Raw genomic sequence first — 15,976 nt, 5'->3', positions numbered from 1 at the left:
AAATCAGACCTGACCGAGTTCGGCGAGGACCTCGGTATGAGGAACGCGCGACTCCTCCGACGCCAGCGAGTCACGAGCCGCCGCAAGATCGGCCTCGTCTTCCGCCGCCTCGAGCGCACGAAGATCTTCGATCGACACAACCGCGGCCACCGCCCGACCGTGGCGAGTCAACACCGCCCGGTCATGTGCGTGCTCGACCTTCGCGACCACTTCACCGAGACGATCGCGGGCAGCACTGATCGAAAGCTCGGACATACCCAAATTGTACAAAACGTAGAAAGTGATCGTCAGCGTCCTTCGAGTGCACGCTTCGCTACTCGCCGACGCCCAGCCCCACCGGACAGCTCACTCCCGTCCCGCCGATACCGCAGTAGCCGTTCGGGACCTTGTACAGATACTGCTGGTGGTAGTCCTCGGCGTAGTAGAAGTCGCGCAGCGGGGCGATCTCGGTGGTGATCCCACCGTGTCCCGCCGCGCCGAGCGCCCGCTCGTACGACACCCGCGACGCCTCGGCGGCCTCGCGCTGCTCGTCGTCGACGTAGTAGATCGCCGACCGGTACTGGGTGCCGACGTCGTTGCCCTGCCGCATGCCCTGGGTGGGGTCGTGTCCCTCCCAGAAGACCTTCAGCAGCGTCTCGTACGACACCTGCTTCGGGTCGAACACCACGAGCACCGCCTCGGTGTGCCCGGTGCGGGCCGTGCAGACCTCCTCGTACGTCGGGTTCGGGGTGTGCCCGCCCGCGTAACCCACGGCCGTCGAGTAGACGCCGGACGTCTGCCAGAAGATCCGCTCCGCGCCCCAGAAGCAGCCGAGGCCGAACACCGCCGTCCGCAGGCCCTCGGGAAACGGCGGCTTGATCCTGCGGTCACCGAAGACGGCGTGGAACTCGGGCGTCACCAGCGGTTCGGGGCGTCCCGGCAGCGCCTCGTCGGCGGACACGAGCTGCGTCTTGTTTCGGCCGAACAACACCATGCGCTCGATTCTACCGCCAGAATGTCACTCCTACGGGTGGCGAACTAAGGTGTACTCGCTGCACAGGCCCAGGGGGTTGGCGATGTCTTGGCAGGAAAAGCTGCGCCGTCTCGACTCGGAGTTCGCCGCAGGCAGGATCAGCGGGAGCGAGCACCGGCGGCGCAGGGAGGACATCCTCGCCGAGGTGTCCGGTTCGCCGCTCGCGTCGGCAACGCCCACACGCGCCGAGTCGCCGCCGCTCGCGCCGCAGCCGGGCTGGCAGGCCACCAACCCGGCGAAAGCCGCTGACCGGCCTCCGGCGCCGCAGCAGCAGCAACAACCCGAACCAGACCCGCCCGCGCCGGAGGCACCCGCGCAGCCACCGGCCCCCGCCGACGACCGTTCGGGCACGCCCGCCTCCGCGCTGCTGTCGACCACCCGGCGCACCACCGCGCCGAGCCCGGCCGACGAGCGCCCCACCGTCATGCTGCGCCTCCCCGACTACTCCGCCGCGCCACCGGCCTCGGGCGTGGACAGCGGGCATCCGGGGCCCACCGAGCCCGGCAGGGACGGCCCCCGCCGCACCGGACTGACGTGGGTGGCGATCTCCGGCGCGGTGCTCGTCGCACTCGGCGCCGTCGTCGGCGGGGCGTGGTGGCTCGGGCAGGACCGCACCGAACCGCCGCCCGCCGCCGCTGCCTCACCCCCCGGACAGAGTGCCGAAGCGGGTGGGGACGACGAGCAGCCCGCGCTGGCGGACCGCATCCCCGCGCTGCCGGGCACACCCGGCGCCAACGACTCGACGGTCGCCGTCGACAAGGGCGTCGAGCTGAACCTCTACCCCGAGCACTCCGCGACGATTCTCGCCGAGCACGGCGTGACCGAGGTCGTCCACCGCTCCTCCACCGACGGCGCCACCAGCTACTTCCTGCTGGTCGTGCCCACCCCGGACGAGCGGCAGGCCGCCTCGCTCGCCGACGAGCTGGGCTCGCTCATGGTCGGCGCCGGGTTCGCCGAACTCGACGGCGTGCGAGGGGGTCTCACCGGAACTCTCGACGACCGCGAGGTGCGCGGCGCCTGGTATGCCTCCGGCGCCGCGGCCGTGAACCTGTGGGTCTCGCACGGCGGCGCCGGTGACGGCGAGCGGCTCGCCACCCTCACGGAGCGGGCTGTCGGGACGTTGCAGGAGGCACTGCCGCCCGCGTGACGGGACCGGACGAGCCCGAGCGTGCGGGTTTGTTCAGGTACCGGCGCCAGCGCTGCGTCGGCACCTCCACGAACATCCAGGACGCGACGCCGCACAGGTACGCGGCGGGCACCGCCAGCGCGACCAGCACCCACGGGTTCGACACCCCGGCCGCGATGATCATCTGCTGGACCGGGAAACCCCAGATGTACATACCGTAGCTGCCGAAGATCCACCGGCCGTCGATGTCGAGCCGCTTCGGCCAGTGATGCGCCCACACGATGGCGCCGTAGCACGCCATAATCGCCATCGCGTACCGGTCGAGCGGTGTCCAGTGCAGGGCGAGCCACAGCGGCACCAGCGCCATCGCCACCCACGGGTTCAGTGGTATCCGGTCGCGGAACGCGAACACCAGCATCCCCATCGCGAAGGGCACCAGGAACGCCACCGTCGAGCCGATCGGAATTTCGAGCAGCGACCCGGCGTCGCCGTGGTACCCCATCACCGCGAGGATCCGGCTGTCCGCCACGACGAGCACCACCAGTAGCGGCACCACGACCCACCGCGTCAGGCCCAGCACCATCAGCAGCCCGGCGACCAGAACGAGACCGTAACCCAGCAGCTCCATCGGCAGTGTCCACAGTGACCCGTTGACCGACCACGGGTACGGGTTGTCGGCGAACACGCCGGGCAGATCGTGCTGAAGCAGGAACAGCAGCGAGGTTCCGACCAGGTAGCGCCAGGTCTGCTTGTCGCCCCAGTACTCCGCCGCCGGCAGCGTGGTGAACAGCGGACCGATCACGAACACGGTGACGGCCACCACCACGACGACGGGTGGGAAGATGCGCAGCAGCCGTTTCACGCAGAACCGCCGCCACGACGGGTCGCTCGCCCAGCTCTGGCTGATCTGGTAGCCGCTCATGGCGAAGAACGCCAGCAGTGCGAGGTAGCCGGGCGAGGCGTTCCAGCTCTCCGGGAACACCGTCAGCTGCGCGGGAAACAGCGCGGGCCACGAGTGGTCCACCACGACGGCGGTGGCACCGAACAGGCGCAACCACCCGAAACCGGTGTTCGGGTCGGCGTATGCGGTGTCCTCGCGCTTGCCGGTCCTGCGCACCACGGTCTACCCCCGGTCGTCGGGCTCCTGGTCGGTCACGTCGGGCCGCGCGAGCAGCGCGGCGAGCGTGCGTCTGGCGACCTCGGGGCCGAATCCGGCGTCCACGGCGGCTCGGCCCGCCCTGGCCAGCCGGGTCCACTGCTCGTCGTCGCCGAGCAGCGACGCGATGCCGTCGGCCAGCCGCTCGGCGGTCTCGCCGAGCAGTGCGCTCTCGCCGTCGACGAGATCCATGCCCTCGACCGCGAGTCCGGTTCCCACCACGGGAACACCGTGGGCCAGTGCCTCGCCGACCTTGCCCTTCACCCCCGCGCCGAACCGCAGGGGCGCGACGACCACGCGCGCGGCGCGGTACAGCGCGGCCAGGTCCTCGACCCAGCCGTGTACGACCACCCCGTCGCAGGCCAGGGCGAGCACCTCCGGGGTCGGTCTGCTGCCGACGATGTGCGCGACGGCTCCGGGAACCCGTTCGCGCACCAGCGGCATGATGTCCTCGGCGAGCCAGCGTGCGGCGTCCCGGTTGGGGACGTGGTCGAATCCGCCGACGAACAGCACGTCGGCCCGCTCCTGCGGGTACGTGGGCGCGGCTGCGGCGGTGTGGACGTTGGACAGCACCCGCACGCACGCGCCCGGTACCAGCTCGGTGAGCAGCTCGCGCTCGTCCTGCGACACGGTCAGCGTCACGTCCGTGGCGCGCGTGAGCCCGAGTTCGAGTTCGCGCAGCGTCTCCGAACGCCGCGACAACGACGTGTACTCCGCCTCGTCACCCAGTTCCTTCGCCAGCCGTGCCTGGCGTTCCAGCCGGACGAAGTGCAGATCCACCGTGTCGTAGGCGACCACGCAATGCGGCGCGTGCTCTCGGAGCTGTTCGAGCAGCTGCCACGCCACCTGCGGTCGCGAGAGCACGGCGAGGCGCAGCTCGGCACCCGCCTCGCGCAGGAACTCCTGTCGCTGCCCCTCGTCGGCGACCACGGTCACTCCCGCGCGGTACAGCTCGCGGGTGTAGCGCTCGGGAAGCGCCCCGTTCATGGGGAAGAAGACGACACGCTGGTCCAGTCCGGTCAGCAACTCCAGCACGCGGGACATCCGCACCGAACCGGAGTCCTCGTCCGGGCGCGGCACCTGGTAGTCGGCGACGAGCACGATGCCGCCGTCGTGGCCGAGACGGGTGCGGTGGCGGCCGAGCCAGAGAGCGCGCGGGCCGGCCTCCGGCCGGTGGTGCGCCAGCGCATCGGCCCACTTCTCGACGAAGGCGTCGCGGTTGAGCTCCTGGTGCCGCTTCACGCCCGACGACGTGTCGGTGCCGTTGGAGACTCCCTCGTGGTGGGTGACGACCGACTCGGGCTGCACCACGGTGCGAAACCCCGCCGCCCTGACGGCGAAGGCGAGATCGGTGTCCTCGTAGTAGGCGGGGGCGAAACGAGTGTCGAAACCGCCGATCGACTCGAACAGGCCGCCTCGCACCATGACGGCCGCACCCGAGCAGTAGTCCACGTCGCGCAGCACCGAGAACCTCGGCTCGTGCGGATTGCCGCCCCTGCCGTAGTTCCAGCCGCTGCCGTCGGCCCACACGATGCCGCCGCACTCCTGCAGGCTGCCGTCCGGGTAGACCAGTTTCGAGCCCACGAGGCCCACGTCGCGATGGGTCTCGAACACCGCGACCAGCGAGTCGAGCCAGCCCGCGTGAACCTCGGTGTCGTTGTTGAGGAACAGCAGGAACTCACCGCCCGCGTGTGCCGCGCCCAGGTTGCAGGAGTGGACGAAGCCCTGGTTGCGCTCGGCCCGCACCAACCGGACCCCGGGGCAGCGCGCGACGAGGTCGGCGGAGCCGTCGGGTGAGGCGTCGTCCACGACGATCACCTCGAACGGCGTGTCCGGCAGGTGCGCCGCCAGCGAGGCGAGGCAGCGGCGCGTGTACGCCCACTGGCCGTACACGGGGATCACGACGCTGACGATGGGGTGCTCGCTCGTGGTCACGCCCACCGGGGAGGTGTCCTGGGTGTCCTCGGGCGAGGGCGGCACGCCCGTGGGCCTGCCGAGCGCGGCCTCGTAGGCGTCCCGGCGGCGGGTGCCGCGCGGGGCGATGCGCTCGACGGTGCCCCGGTAGCGGCTGAGCAGGCGCTGTGCCAGGGCCGAGTGCTCGGAGCGCAGCGTCGCGTTCTCCGCCGCGAGCTCGCCGATGCCACGGCGCAGCGAGGCGGTCTGCTCCGACAGCCAGGTCAGCCGCTTGGCACTGCGATCGAGCCGTTCGCGCAGCCCGGTGTTCTCGTCGACGGCCTCGATGTGCCTGCGCTCGGCCTCGATGTGCCTGCGCTCGCTCTCGGTGTGCCTGCGCTCGGCCTCGGTGGCCCGTGCCAGCGCCGCGTCCCGCTCCTCGGCGAAGAGCTGCGCGGCCCGCTGTTCCCGGACCAGCGTGTCCTCGGTGAGGTCGAGCTGCCCGCGCAGGGCCGTCGCCGCCGTACGCAGTTCGGCCAGCTCACCGTCGTGGCTGCGCGCGACCAGCGTCAGGTCCGGGTCGGCGAGCACCGAGGCGGCGGGAACGTCGAGTGGCTCGTCGGAGGCGAGGCCGAGCAGGTAGGTGTGCGGCGCACCCGGCGTGACGGTCCAGCTCTCGCCGGACGTCCCGGTGAGGGTGTGGGTCTGTACCCCGCCGCCCTCCGGTCCGCCGTGCACGAGCGACCCGGCGACCACGTTCTGCTCCAGCAGCGCCACGTGCTCGAACGAGCCGCGCAGCAGCGCCCGGAAGTCCTCCCGCGTCAGCTCCCTGACGTGGTACGGGTTCTCGTTGCCGTGGTCGTGGGTGTAGACCTCGACGTCGGGCGTGCTGCACAGCAGGACTCCGCCCGGAGCGAGCCGCGACCGCACCAGGCGCATCAGCTCGTCCTGTTCCGCGACGTGCTCCACCGCCTCGAAACACGTGATGACGTCGAAGGGCTCCTCGTCGGCCAGCGCAGAGGGGTCGGTGATCGAGCCGACGGCGAACCGCAGGTTGCCGAGCGGGTAGGCGGCGCTCGCGTGCGCGACCGTCGGCTCGTCGAGGTCCATGCCGACGACCTGGGCCGCCGTCGTGGCCAGCATGGCGCTGCCGTAGCCCTCACCACTGGCCAGGTCCAGCACCCGCTTGCCCGCGACGAACCCCAGTGCGAGCGCGTACCGGTGGTAGTGCTCGTAGATCACCTGGTAGTCGTCGGCCCAGGGGACGCACCGCTCCCCGGTCCACTCGATCAGTCGGCCGTCGCCCGCCGCACCCGTCGAACCCGTAGCCCTGCCAGCCATGACGGGCACAGTAGCGGCTGCCCGTCCACTCGCGGTGCCAGGTGGTGGCATTTCGCCACGTAACGCGGCAGTCGTTCACACCGCTGCCAGCCGATCACACCGACCGGCCCTCACGCGCGGGCAACCGCGGCTACGATACGGCCCGTGCTCCCCGGCATATCGCCACACCCGCCACGCGGGCCCGTGCTCCCGCCCACCCCCGAGTCGTGGTTGCCGCACGAACACAACCTCTACCGGCCCCGCCACAGCGCCAGGCAGCGGACCGCGCTGGTCTGCGCCATAGTCTTCTTCCTCGCACCCGCCCTGTCCTTCGTGGTGGGAGTGCGGGCCCAGCCGTTCGAGAACCGCGAACTGCACGAGTTTCCCAGCCTCGCCGACGGCTGGGGGTTCTTCACGGGGTTCGCGGGATGGGCCACCGACCATCTGCCGTTGCGCGAGGCCGGTGTGAGCGCCGCCGACGCGGTCAGCACGGGACTCTTCGGTGACCCGCCCGGCACGCAGTCCGGTGCCCGCTCCGGCACGGTCGGCGTCGAACCGGACGGGCAGACCGAGCAGCCGGACACGCCGTACGACCTCTACCCCGAGGTGATCCCCGGCGACGACGGCTGGCTGTTCTACGGCGAGGACGTCATCGCCAAGTGCTTCCCGGTCATGAACGTCGACCGGATCGTGGCGGCGCTGAACGACCTGCGCCGAGCCGTCGAGGCGTCCGGCCGCCAGTTCGTCCTGGTGATCGCCCCGGACAAGACGACGATGCGGCCGCAACACCTCCCCGACGACTACCTCGGCAAGGACTGTGCCACCGAGCGGGGCCGCGAGTTCTGGCGACGGGTCCCCGCCGAGACCGGCGCGATCGACCTCCGGCCGTTGCTGCCGCAGACGGGGCAACGGCTCGGCGACGAGATGTACGACACCGGCGACAGCCACTGGACCTTCGGCGGCGGATTCGCGATGACTCACGCCGTGGCCGAGCAGATCAGCCCCGGGAGCACCGAGACCTGGGAGATCGAGAAGACCGGGCGGCGCGGCTGGCCCGCCGACCTGCACCGGATGCTCGGTCAGGACGAACAACGCGACCTGCAGGAGTACGCACTCGCTCCCGACGGCGGGCAGGACACGACTCGCTACCTCGCGAGCGACTTCAGGACCCCGCTGCGGACGCAGCAGTTCGGCGACCCCGTCCCCGGCGTCCACCAGGGCACGGTGGGGGTGGTGGCCGACTCGTTCACGCAGTTCGCCTCTCCGTTCCTGGTCGCGACCAACCGCGACCTCGTGATCACCCACTCCGACACCATCGCTCAGGGGACGCCGCAACGGATCGCCGAACTGCTCGGCGACCGGGACGTGGTGGTCTTCGAGTTCGTGGAGCGGATCCTGTCGGGCGGCGGCAGCTCACTGCTGCGCGACGACGTCATCGACTCGGTGGGGCGGGCACTGGCCGACAACCCCAGATAACAACCCGGTCTCGGCCCGGTGTGAGTCCTGATCTGCCTGCATACCACCGGGCGTCACCCAGTAAGTTACTGCTGGCGCGCTGCGCTGACGAAGCGAGCGCACGACGTTCGTTGCCACACATGTCCCGAAGGGGGGCCGGGGGTGACCTGGCAGGAAGAGCTACGCAAGCTGGACGAGAGTCTCGCGTCCGGCAACCTTTCGGCGGACGAGTACCGCACCCGTCGGGACCAGATCCTGTCGTCGGCGGTGAGCTCGCCGGACCAGGTCGAGGGGAGCGCGGGCGGCGACGGCAACGCCGACTCGACCCAGATCATCGCTCCGCTCTCCGACCAGCAGCAACAGCACCCGCAGCAGGGCCAGCCACCACAGCAGGGCGGTGACGCCACCCAGGTGGTCTCGTCCACCGACGCGGGGCCCGAGCGCACCCAGGCGGTGCAACCCTGGCAGGCGCAGCACCCGCAGGCTCACCCACCCCAGCAGGGCGGGCAGTATCCCGGTTCCCCCTCGGGAGGATTCCCCCAGCCGCACCAGGCACAGCAGTCGCCCGCCGGGGGCTTCCCGCAGCCACAGTCGTCACCACCCGGTGGTTTCGCCGCTCAGCAGAACCAGCAGCAGCAACAGCAGCCCTGGAACGCGCCGCAACACGACTCGTCGCCGCCGTGGGGCGGCGGGGAGTTCCCGCCACTGACCCCGCAGGGCAGTCCCGAGTGGGGAGTCAGCCAGGGCCCCGAGTCCTTCGACGAGCCCGAGCCGTCCGGGAAGGGCCGCAAGGCGCTGTTCTCCGCGCTGGCCGTCGTGCTCGTGGCCGGCATCGGCACCGCCGTGTACTTCCTGTTCATCGCGGGCGGCGACTCCCAGACGGCGCAGCCTCCCGCCCCCTCAACGTCGCAGCAGCAACCGCCGCCGCAGACACCCACGAGTACGCCGCTGCCGAAGCCTCCGCCCCCCAAGGAGGAGCCCGCGGACAACAAAGCCGCGCTGATCGATCCTCCCGGCGAGGAGCGTCCCGGTGCTGGATCGTTCGACTACGAGGTCCTGGAGAGCAACAGCGACATGCTGCCCCCCACGGTCATCGATGCGCTGGGCGACACCGACATGGGCGACGGCCTGCTGAAGACCACCGTCGACGACGACATCACCTACGGCCTCTACTCGATCGAGGTCGGCAGCGAGGACGACGCCGTTGCCGTCGCCAACGAGTACGGCGTGGCCCAGCAGGAGGGCGGCATCCCCGCGCAGCGGAAGCTGTCCATGCAGGGCGTGCAGGTCTTCGGCGCCGGGGCGAGCGAGTACACCGTGCTCCGTGCGGTGTACACCCTCTACGACCGCGTCGTCATCGTCGAGGCCTTCTCGGAGGACGAGGACGTCGAGCCGGTCTTCACGGACCTGCTCGACGAGCAGGTGAACCACGCTCCGCCGAGCCACACGGAATCCTGACGGCGGTCGGGCCGGCGGGTGAATCCGGGGCGACGCGCCCCGCGCCTGCACCGCCCGCCGGCGCCGGACCCGCAGCATCGGGGGCTCACCGATGCTGCGGGAGGTTCTCGTGTGGTTCCAGGTACTGCTCGTCGCGCTGTTCGCGATGATCTTCATGGTGCGTGCGGTGCGAGTGATCCACGCACGGCTCGACCGGCCCGAGTCGTAGCGCCGAGGTGAGCCAGCAGCGCCACCGCGAGCAGCAGCCCGCCACAGCCCCCCGCCGCGACCAGGAACCAGCCCATCCGGTCCAGCGGCACACCCAACACCGCCGAGACACCGGCCCAGAACGCCTGCGCGGCGAGCACGGCGGAGCCCGCCCACAGCAGCAGCACCGGCCCGCGCAGCCGGCGCCCCGGCCGCCGCAGCGCCACGATGCCCGCCACCGCCCCCAGCGCCAGCACGACTTCGACGGCCTCGATCCCGAGCGTTCCCACGCGCGGTGCCTCACCGTCGGCCAGGCGCGCGACCGTACCCACCGCGACCAGCACCGCCAGCACGGCCCCGGCGCCCCCGGCCACGCCCACACCGCCGGTCCCGGTCCCGGCGAAGACCACCGTCCACCGCGCCCGCGCGTAGAGCACGAAGGCGGTCAGCAGCGCCACGCCCTGCCACACGAAGCTCGTGTAGACCAGCGGGGTGACCCACGCGGCGAGCCCCATGCCACCCGCTCCCGAGCCTGCGAACTGCGCGGCGATGGCGGGCGCTCCGAGCGCGATGGGCAGCAGCAGGCCGGTCCCGACCCACAGCGGCACCAGCATCGGCCACGCCGGCAGCCGCAGTCCCCAGCGATGGGTCAGTGCCAGCGCCAGCACCACCGCGACGAGGTCCAGTACCGCGGTGAACCCGTTGGCGGCACGCATCTCGGCGGAGTGCAGCAGGCCGGGCGTGGTCACCCCCACCTCGCTGCCCGCGGTCCAGGCGAGTTTCAACGACAGGTACGGCAGGATGCCGAGCACGGTGACGTAGCCGAGTACGGGCCGCAGCCGCGGCGATGCGATCGAGTTCATGCCGTCGAGCCTGCCGCCACGGCACCCGCTACGGTTCCCGCCAGAGTGGCGCCGCGCTCCCTCGTGCGGGGGAAACCGGCAACATCGAGAGGAGCGAACGGATGATGGCAGCGGAGCTGTACCGGCGGTGGCTGGACGAGCTGTGGAACGGCGATCTCGACCGGCTGGCCGAGGCGGCGCGCACCCTCGTCACCGAGGACTTCGTGGGCCACTGGCCCGGCAACCCGGGACTCGCCCAGGGCCCCGACCAGCTCGCCGACATCGTCCGCCAGGGCCGCGGCATGATCGAGGGCAGCACCTTCGAGCCCGCCGTCGGCCCCGTGGTGCAAGACGGTCTCGTGGCCGCCCGCTGGGTGGGGCGCGGCCACTATCAGGGCAGGCCGGTCACCTTCCACGGCCACGACCTGATGCGGCTCGACGGCGACCGGTTCGCCGAGTACTGGGTCATCGCGGAGGACCCCACCGCCTGACCACGCCGCACGGGCGCGACCTGCCGGCGACCCGGAACGGATCAGCGCCCGACGGCGTAGCCCTGCATCCCGCGTGGGTTGGCCGCGGCCCGCAGCATGCCGCTTCCGGGGTCGCGCGAGACCGCCGACAGCCTGCCCAGCGCCCACGGACCCGCGTCGACCACGGCATGACCGCGCTCCGCCAGTTCCCGCATCGTGGGTTGGCCGAGCCGCGACTCCACGACCAGCTCCCTCGGCTGCCACGTGCGTGGGAAGAACGAGCTCGGGAACGCGGTCGTGTGCCACGCGGGCGAGTCGATGGCCTCCTGGAGGTTCAGCCCGCCCAGCGTGTGCGCGAGCCAGAAGCACAGCTGCCACTGGTCCTGCTGGTCGCCGCCCGGAGTGCCGAACGCGAGCGTCGGCTCGCCCCCACGCAGTGCCATCGACGGCGACAGCGTGATGCGGGGCCGCTTGCGCGGGGCCAGCGAGTTCGGCAGGCCCTCCTCCAGCCAGAACATCTGCGCCCGCGAGTCGAGGCAGAAGCCGAGTTCGGGGATGGTGGGCGAGGACTGCAACCACCCGCCCGACGGCGTCGCCGAGATCATGTTGCCCTCGGCGTCGACGATGTCGAGCTGCACGGTGTCGCCGCGCGTGCGGCCGGCGGGGTCCACGGTCGGCTCCCCGACCGCGCCGGTCCCGGCGGCCTCGCCCCGGGTGCGTGCGAGCACGGCGGGCAACCGTGGATCGGGCCCGCCCGGCCGGAGTTCGCCGCTGGCCTCGTCCCCCACGAGCGCGCGCCGTTGCTGCGCGTACTCCCACGACAGCAGGGTCGCGAGATCGACGTCGGTGTCGCCGTACCACGCCTCCCGGTCGGCGAACGCGAGCTTCGCGCACTCCGTGGCCAGGTGCACGGTCTCCGCGTCGGGACGCCCGTTGTCGTAGCGCAACCGGTCACGGAAGCCCTCCAGCAGCCGCAACTGCTGGGCCAGCACCGGGCCCTGCGTCCAGGCACCGCACTTGACGAGGCTCCACTCGCCGAAGTCGGTGACCACCGCGTCCTCGTAGGTGGCCTCCCACGAAGCCAGGTCGTCCGCGGTGAGCAGTCCCGCGTGGTCACGGCCGGAGTCGTCGCGGAACGCGGTGCGGCTGAACTCGTCGACGGCCTCCGCCACGAAGCCGTGGGACCACGCCCTGCGCGCCGCGTCGATCTGGGCCTCGCGGTCCGTCTGTGTCTCGGCCTGCCCCAGCAGCCGCTGCCAGGTGCGAGCGAGCGTGCGGTTGCGGTGCAGCGACCCCGGCGACGGTGCCTCGCCTCCCGGCAGCCACAGCTGAGCCGAACTGGGCCAGTGGTGGACGAACAGGTCGGAGACCGCGTCGATCGTCGCGGTGATGCGCCCGACCACGGGCACACCCTTCCAGGCGTACGAGATGGCGTACTTGAGCACGTCCCGCAGACTTTTCGTGCCGTGGTCGCGCAGGAGCAGCAGCCAGGCGTCCCACGCTCCCGGCACGGTCGCGGACAGCAGCCCGCTTCCCGGGACGAGGTCCAGCCCGAGGTCGGCGAAGCGGGCCGGCGTGGCCGCGGCGGGTGAGGTCCCCTGCCCGCACAGCACGCGCGGGGTGGGATCGGCCGCGGTCACGAAGAGCGCGGGTACCTGCCCGGCAGGCCCGTTGAGGTGCGGTTCGGCCACCTGGAGGACGAACCCTGCCGCCACGGCCGCGTCGAAGGCGTTCCCGCCGTCCTCCAACACCGCCATCCCCGTGGCGGAGGCGAGCCAGTGGGTCGTGGCCACCATGCCGTGCGTCCCGGCGAGTTCCGGTCTGGACGTGAACACGACATCGACCATAAGGGTGATCACTTCGTACGCACAACTAACAGCCGGTCGCGATCCGCACAGCATCCCGAGTGACGCGAACGCCCGTTAACCTAGGTCCGGGATGCCCCGCCGACAACCCCGGCGGGCCGACGACAGCAGGAGGATCACGCGCATGCAGATCGCCAACACCACCGCACTCGTCACCGGGGGCGCGTCCGGCCTCGGCGCAGCGACGGCGGCGGCACTGGCCGCCAGGGGAGCGCGGGTGTTCGCGGCCGACCTGGCCCCGTCCATCGCCAAGGCCGACACCCGCGAGGGCATCACCTACGTCGAGGCCGACGTCACCGACGCCGAGCAGGTCCGGGGTGCCGTCGAGGCCGCCACCGCGTCCGAGGCACCGCTGCGCATCGTCGTGAACTGCGCAGGGGTCGGGCACTCCTCGCGCATCCTGTCCAAGAAGGGACCCCACGACCTCGACCTGTTCCGCAGGGTCGTCGAGATCAACCTGATCGGCACCTTCAACGTCATGACCCTGGCCGCGCAGGCCGTGGCCGACACCGAACCCCTCGACGACGGTCAGCGTGGCGTGGTCGTCAACACCGCCTCGGTCGCCGCGTTCGAGGGGCAGATCGGGCAGATCGCCTACTCCGCGTCCAAGAGCGGGGTGGCCGGGATGACCGTCCCGGCGGCGCGCGACCTCGCCTCCCACGGCATCCGCGTGATGACCATCGCCCCCGGCATCATCGACACCCCGATGATGGCCGGCGTGACCGACGAGTTCCGGGAGGGACTCGCCGCCTCCGTGCCCTTCCCCAAGCGGTTCGGCCGCCCCGACGAGTACGCCCAGCTCGCCGTGGACATCGTCGAGCACGACTACCTCAACGGCGAGGTCATCCGCCTCGACGGCGGGCTGCGCATGTCGCCACGCTGAGCGGGCGCTACAGCTGGCCCATGAACGGGACGGCGTGCCCGGCCTCGTCGCTCATCCAGGTCCGGAGCGCGTACGTGGCCCGCACGTCGTCCTCGTTGTAGCGCAGCAGCCGCTCCCGCTGAGCCGGGTCCGGCACGCCGCCGTCCATCCCCACCGCGTCGCGGTACCAGCGCATCGACGCCTCACCACCCGCCTCCGGGTCACGCCACGAGAACCCGGCCACCGGCGCCACCACCTTCAGGCCCTTGCCCCGCGCGCACAGGAACTGCTCCGAGACACTGCGGAAGAGGTCGACCCACTCCGGCGACTCCGTGAAGCGCCGCAGCTCCTCGCGCTCCGGGATGCCGTCCCGGCCCGCGAAGCGCTCCACGGACCCGTACAGCCAGCGGTTCTCCGCCAGCGCGTTGTAGCAGTAGGCGCGAAACGACAGTCCTGCCGCGGTCGCGCGTTCGCGCACGTCGGTCAGCCACGCCCAGAACCGCGCGAACGAGCGCGCCTCGTCGTCGGTCGGCAGCGGCTCCCACGTCGCGAACGCGCGGTAGCCGCGCTCGACGCCGATGTCCGCCCCGCTGAGCAGGCATCCCCACAGGTAGGCGCCCGCGTCACCGAAGCTCTCCATGTCGATGTCGACCTCGACGTCGGCCCTCGGCACGTGGACCGTCTCCACCCGCCGCACCACCGTGAGGTCGGCGAGCCAGGCCCGCGCCAGCGCCACCGCGTCGGCGAACGGCGCTCCGGTCCACTGGATCGGCGACTCCTCGGCCGGGTCGAGCGCGGCCAGCTTGTCCACAGTGGAGATACCGGCGTTGCGCAGCTCCACCGCGTCCTCGCCCCGCACGACGAGGCTCACGTCCCTGGCCTGCCGCAGCTCCGCCTCGCAGACCGGCCACCAGGGGCAGCGCTTGCACTCCAGAATTCGCGAGGGCACCGCCAGCGCCTCGGCGCGCGTGGCCGCCGCGCGCGCGACCGCGAGCCGGTCGGCGAACCGGTCGTCGTACTCGCGCAGCGCGCTGCGGTGACCCGGCCACGTCGGCGCCGTGAGGTCGTGCCACACCACGACGTCGGCGTCCAGCCCGACGACCCCGCCCACCGCGCGGTGCGGCTCCGCGTACCCCGCAGCCTGCAACAACCGGCGCGCGTGCGCGAGCCGCAACTGGTCCCGAGGTTGCGAACGCGGTCGCCGGGTGGTGTCCACGACGGCGGCGTCCGGGTCGACCGTGGGCAACACGGTGGTGCGGGCACCCTGCCCCGGGTCCGTGACGCGGTGTCGCACCACCAGCACCGGCGCGTAGCCGGAGGAGGCCCGCACCAGCAGCTCGACACCGCCACGCCTGCCCGCCTCGTCGTCCGACGGCAGCAGCGCGCCCCAGACGTAGGACACGCCGTCGTCGAGCGCCTCCCGCGTCAGCCGCCGTCGCTCCGCGGCGGGCAACTCCCCCGGGATGACGGCCCAGCTACCCTCCGTGTCGGCTCGCAGCCACTCGGAGATCCGCGCGCGGTGCGTTCTCGCGTCGGCGATGCGCTGCTCGGCCGCCGGATCAGGCGGTGTGAGCGGCACGTCCCGGGGTATGGGTTCGTGGTCGAGGTGGACACGACGGCGACACCGCGTGACGACCCCCGCGTCCAACAACACCTCGACTGCCATGCCTTCACTGTATGAGAGGCCACTGACACGGAGCCGACGTGCCCGCGCCGGAGGCGGCCAGTAAGTTCACGATCGAACACCGCAGGCACCAGCACGACGAAGGGACCCGGTGATGGGCCGCAGGGCGAAGCGAGCACACGGCGGAACCGGCGACGACACCGGGATCACGCCGAAACGCGCCAAGAACGCCGTGAAGGTGGCGAAGGTCGTCGTTCCCGCCGCCGTGCCCGCGCTCGCGCCGCTGCTAGTGCGCGCGGCCGGAGCGCTTCGGGAGGCCTACGACCGGCAGCACGCGCGGCGGCTGGGCATCGACGTGGCGCAGCTACCCGAGTACAGCGGCAGAGGCGGCATGCTGCTCGCCCGCATCGCGGGGGCCGCCGACGGACTCACCCAGCTCGCGAACGCTTCCCGGGCCACCGCGGACGACCGGGAGTTCGTCACCCGCTCGCGCGGCACGCTCGAACAGCTCACCGCCTCGGTGCGCGCGGCCGAGCGCATGCCGGCCGCGCGCCGCAAGGCGGCTCACCGCGCGGTCGGGGCCGAACTGGACACCGTGGAGACCGAGGTGCTGCGCAGGCTGGGGATTCACGCTCCCGGCGAGGCTCCCTGAACCGCGAACACGGCTACGCGGGCTGAGGACACGGCTACGTAATCTGCGGACACGG

Annotated in this window: 13 protein-coding genes; 6 read left to right on the top strand and 7 right to left on the bottom strand. The window is 71.8% G+C overall.

The window, feature by feature from the left end; genetic code table 11:
• Positions 1-3: 3 nt before the first annotated feature.
• Together FFT09_RS08590 and msrA are read right to left on the bottom strand one after the other, a co-directional pair.
• Entirely contained in the window at positions 4-255 is a 252-nt protein-coding gene (locus tag FFT09_RS08590; protein ID WP_138382339.1) for a type II toxin-antitoxin system Phd/YefM family antitoxin, read from the bottom strand.
• 58 nt (positions 256-313) lie between these two features.
• Positions 314-973 (bottom strand): peptide-methionine (S)-S-oxide reductase MsrA, encoded by a 660-nt coding sequence (gene msrA / locus FFT09_RS08585; protein WP_138382338.1) that lies wholly within the window; start codon positions 971-973, stop codon positions 314-316.
• Between the two features lie 82 nt (positions 974-1,055).
• Between msrA and FFT09_RS08580 the strand changes: the two genes are divergently transcribed.
• A complete protein-coding gene (locus FFT09_RS08580; RefSeq protein WP_138382337.1) occupies positions 1,056-2,159 on the top strand; it encodes a hypothetical protein in 1,104 nt (367 codons plus the stop codon).
• Here FFT09_RS08580 and FFT09_RS08575 read toward each other — a convergent pair.
• The gene (locus tag FFT09_RS08575; protein ID WP_138382336.1) at positions 2,110-3,258 is read right to left on the bottom strand and encodes an acyltransferase family protein; all 1,149 of its coding nucleotides are present in this window, start codon (positions 3,256-3,258) and stop codon (positions 2,110-2,112) included. The two genes, FFT09_RS08580 and FFT09_RS08575, sit on opposite strands and share 50 nt — an antisense overlap.
• A gap of 3 nt (positions 3,259-3,261) precedes the next feature.
• Entirely contained in the window at positions 3,262-6,528 is a 3,267-nt protein-coding gene (locus FFT09_RS08570) for a glycosyltransferase (protein ID WP_138382335.1), read from the bottom strand.
• Positions 6,529-6,672: 144 nt separating this feature from the next.
• Between FFT09_RS08570 and FFT09_RS08565 the strand changes: the two genes are divergently transcribed.
• Together FFT09_RS08565 and FFT09_RS08560 are read left to right on the top strand one after the other, a co-directional pair.
• Complete coding sequence (locus FFT09_RS08565) at positions 6,673-7,983, top strand: alginate O-acetyltransferase AlgX-related protein (RefSeq protein WP_244231277.1); 1,311 nt, start codon at positions 6,673-6,675, stop codon at positions 7,981-7,983.
• 141 nt (positions 7,984-8,124) lie between these two features.
• Complete coding sequence (locus FFT09_RS08560; RefSeq protein WP_081192844.1) at positions 8,125-9,420, top strand: flagellar basal body protein FliL; 1,296 nt, start codon at positions 8,125-8,127, stop codon at positions 9,418-9,420.
• Positions 9,421-9,572: 152 nt separating this feature from the next.
• Here the strand turns inward: FFT09_RS08560 and FFT09_RS08555 are convergent, their stop codons facing one another.
• Positions 9,573-10,469, bottom strand: coding sequence for a hypothetical protein (locus FFT09_RS08555; RefSeq protein ID WP_138382334.1), 897 nt, complete (start codon positions 10,467-10,469; stop codon positions 9,573-9,575).
• Positions 10,470-10,570: 101 nt separating this feature from the next.
• Between FFT09_RS08555 and FFT09_RS08550 the strand changes: the two genes are divergently transcribed.
• Positions 10,571-10,939 carry an ester cyclase gene (locus FFT09_RS08550; RefSeq protein ID WP_081192838.1) on the top strand — a complete coding sequence of 123 codons (369 nt, stop codon included), beginning with the start codon at positions 10,571-10,573 and terminating at the stop codon, positions 10,937-10,939.
• Between the two features lie 41 nt (positions 10,940-10,980).
• On the opposite strand, the gene FFT09_RS08545 is transcribed toward FFT09_RS08550, so the two are convergent.
• Positions 10,981-12,765, bottom strand: a complete 1,785-nt coding sequence (locus tag FFT09_RS08545; RefSeq protein ID WP_138382333.1) for a gamma-glutamyltransferase family protein — start codon at positions 12,763-12,765, stop codon at positions 10,981-10,983.
• Positions 12,766-12,907: 142 nt separating this feature from the next.
• On the opposite strand from FFT09_RS08545, the gene FFT09_RS08540 reads away from it, so the two are divergent.
• The gene (locus FFT09_RS08540) at positions 12,908-13,666 is read left to right on the top strand and encodes an SDR family NAD(P)-dependent oxidoreductase (protein ID WP_138382332.1); all 759 of its coding nucleotides are present in this window, start codon (positions 12,908-12,910) and stop codon (positions 13,664-13,666) included.
• A 7-nt stretch (positions 13,667-13,673) separates the two neighbouring features.
• Here the strand turns inward: FFT09_RS08540 and FFT09_RS08535 are convergent, their stop codons facing one another.
• Positions 13,674-15,311, bottom strand: a complete 1,638-nt coding sequence (locus FFT09_RS08535; protein ID WP_138382331.1) for a TM0106 family RecB-like putative nuclease — start codon at positions 15,309-15,311, stop codon at positions 13,674-13,676.
• 112 nt (positions 15,312-15,423) lie between these two features.
• On the opposite strand from FFT09_RS08535, the gene FFT09_RS08530 reads away from it, so the two are divergent.
• Positions 15,424-15,921: a DUF6474 family protein gene (locus FFT09_RS08530; protein WP_024876935.1), complete on the top strand. Its 498-nt coding sequence runs from the start codon at positions 15,424-15,426 to the stop codon at positions 15,919-15,921.
• The last annotated feature ends 55 nt before the right edge of the window (positions 15,922-15,976 follow it).

Source organism: Saccharomonospora piscinae, from assembly GCF_005862235.1.
GTDB lineage: Bacteria > Actinomycetota > Actinomycetes > Mycobacteriales > Pseudonocardiaceae > Saccharomonospora > Saccharomonospora piscinae.
Note: the sequence above shows the minus strand (reverse complement) of the source record. Positions and strands in the feature narration are given on the sequence as shown.

What these genes read in the sequence shown, in the direction of transcription:
- FFT09_RS08570 (WP_138382335.1), bottom strand. Translation starts at nt 6,528, where the DNA reads ATGGCTGGCAGGGCTACGGGTTCGACGGGTGCGGCGGGCGACGGCCGA.
- FFT09_RS08535 (WP_138382331.1), bottom strand. Translation starts at nt 15,311, where the DNA reads ATGGCAGTCGAGGTGTTGTTGGACGCGGGGGTCGTCACGCGGTGTCGC.
- FFT09_RS08590 (WP_138382339.1), bottom strand. Translation starts at nt 255, where the DNA reads ATGTCCGAGCTTTCGATCAGTGCTGCCCGCGATCGTCTCGGTGAAGTG.
- FFT09_RS08530 (WP_024876935.1), top strand. Translation starts at nt 15,424, where the DNA reads ATGGGCCGCAGGGCGAAGCGAGCACACGGCGGAACCGGCGACGACACC.
- FFT09_RS08545 (WP_138382333.1), bottom strand. Translation starts at nt 12,765, where the DNA reads ATGGTCGATGTCGTGTTCACGTCCAGACCGGAACTCGCCGGGACGCAC.
- FFT09_RS08555 (WP_138382334.1), bottom strand. Translation starts at nt 10,469, where the DNA reads ATGAACTCGATCGCATCGCCGCGGCTGCGGCCCGTACTCGGCTACGTC.
- msrA (WP_138382338.1), bottom strand. Translation starts at nt 973, where the DNA reads ATGGTGTTGTTCGGCCGAAACAAGACGCAGCTCGTGTCCGCCGACGAG.
- FFT09_RS08550 (WP_081192838.1), top strand. Translation starts at nt 10,571, where the DNA reads ATGATGGCAGCGGAGCTGTACCGGCGGTGGCTGGACGAGCTGTGGAAC.
- FFT09_RS08540 (WP_138382332.1), top strand. Translation starts at nt 12,908, where the DNA reads ATGCAGATCGCCAACACCACCGCACTCGTCACCGGGGGCGCGTCCGGC.
- FFT09_RS08580 (WP_138382337.1), top strand. Translation starts at nt 1,056, where the DNA reads ATGTCTTGGCAGGAAAAGCTGCGCCGTCTCGACTCGGAGTTCGCCGCA.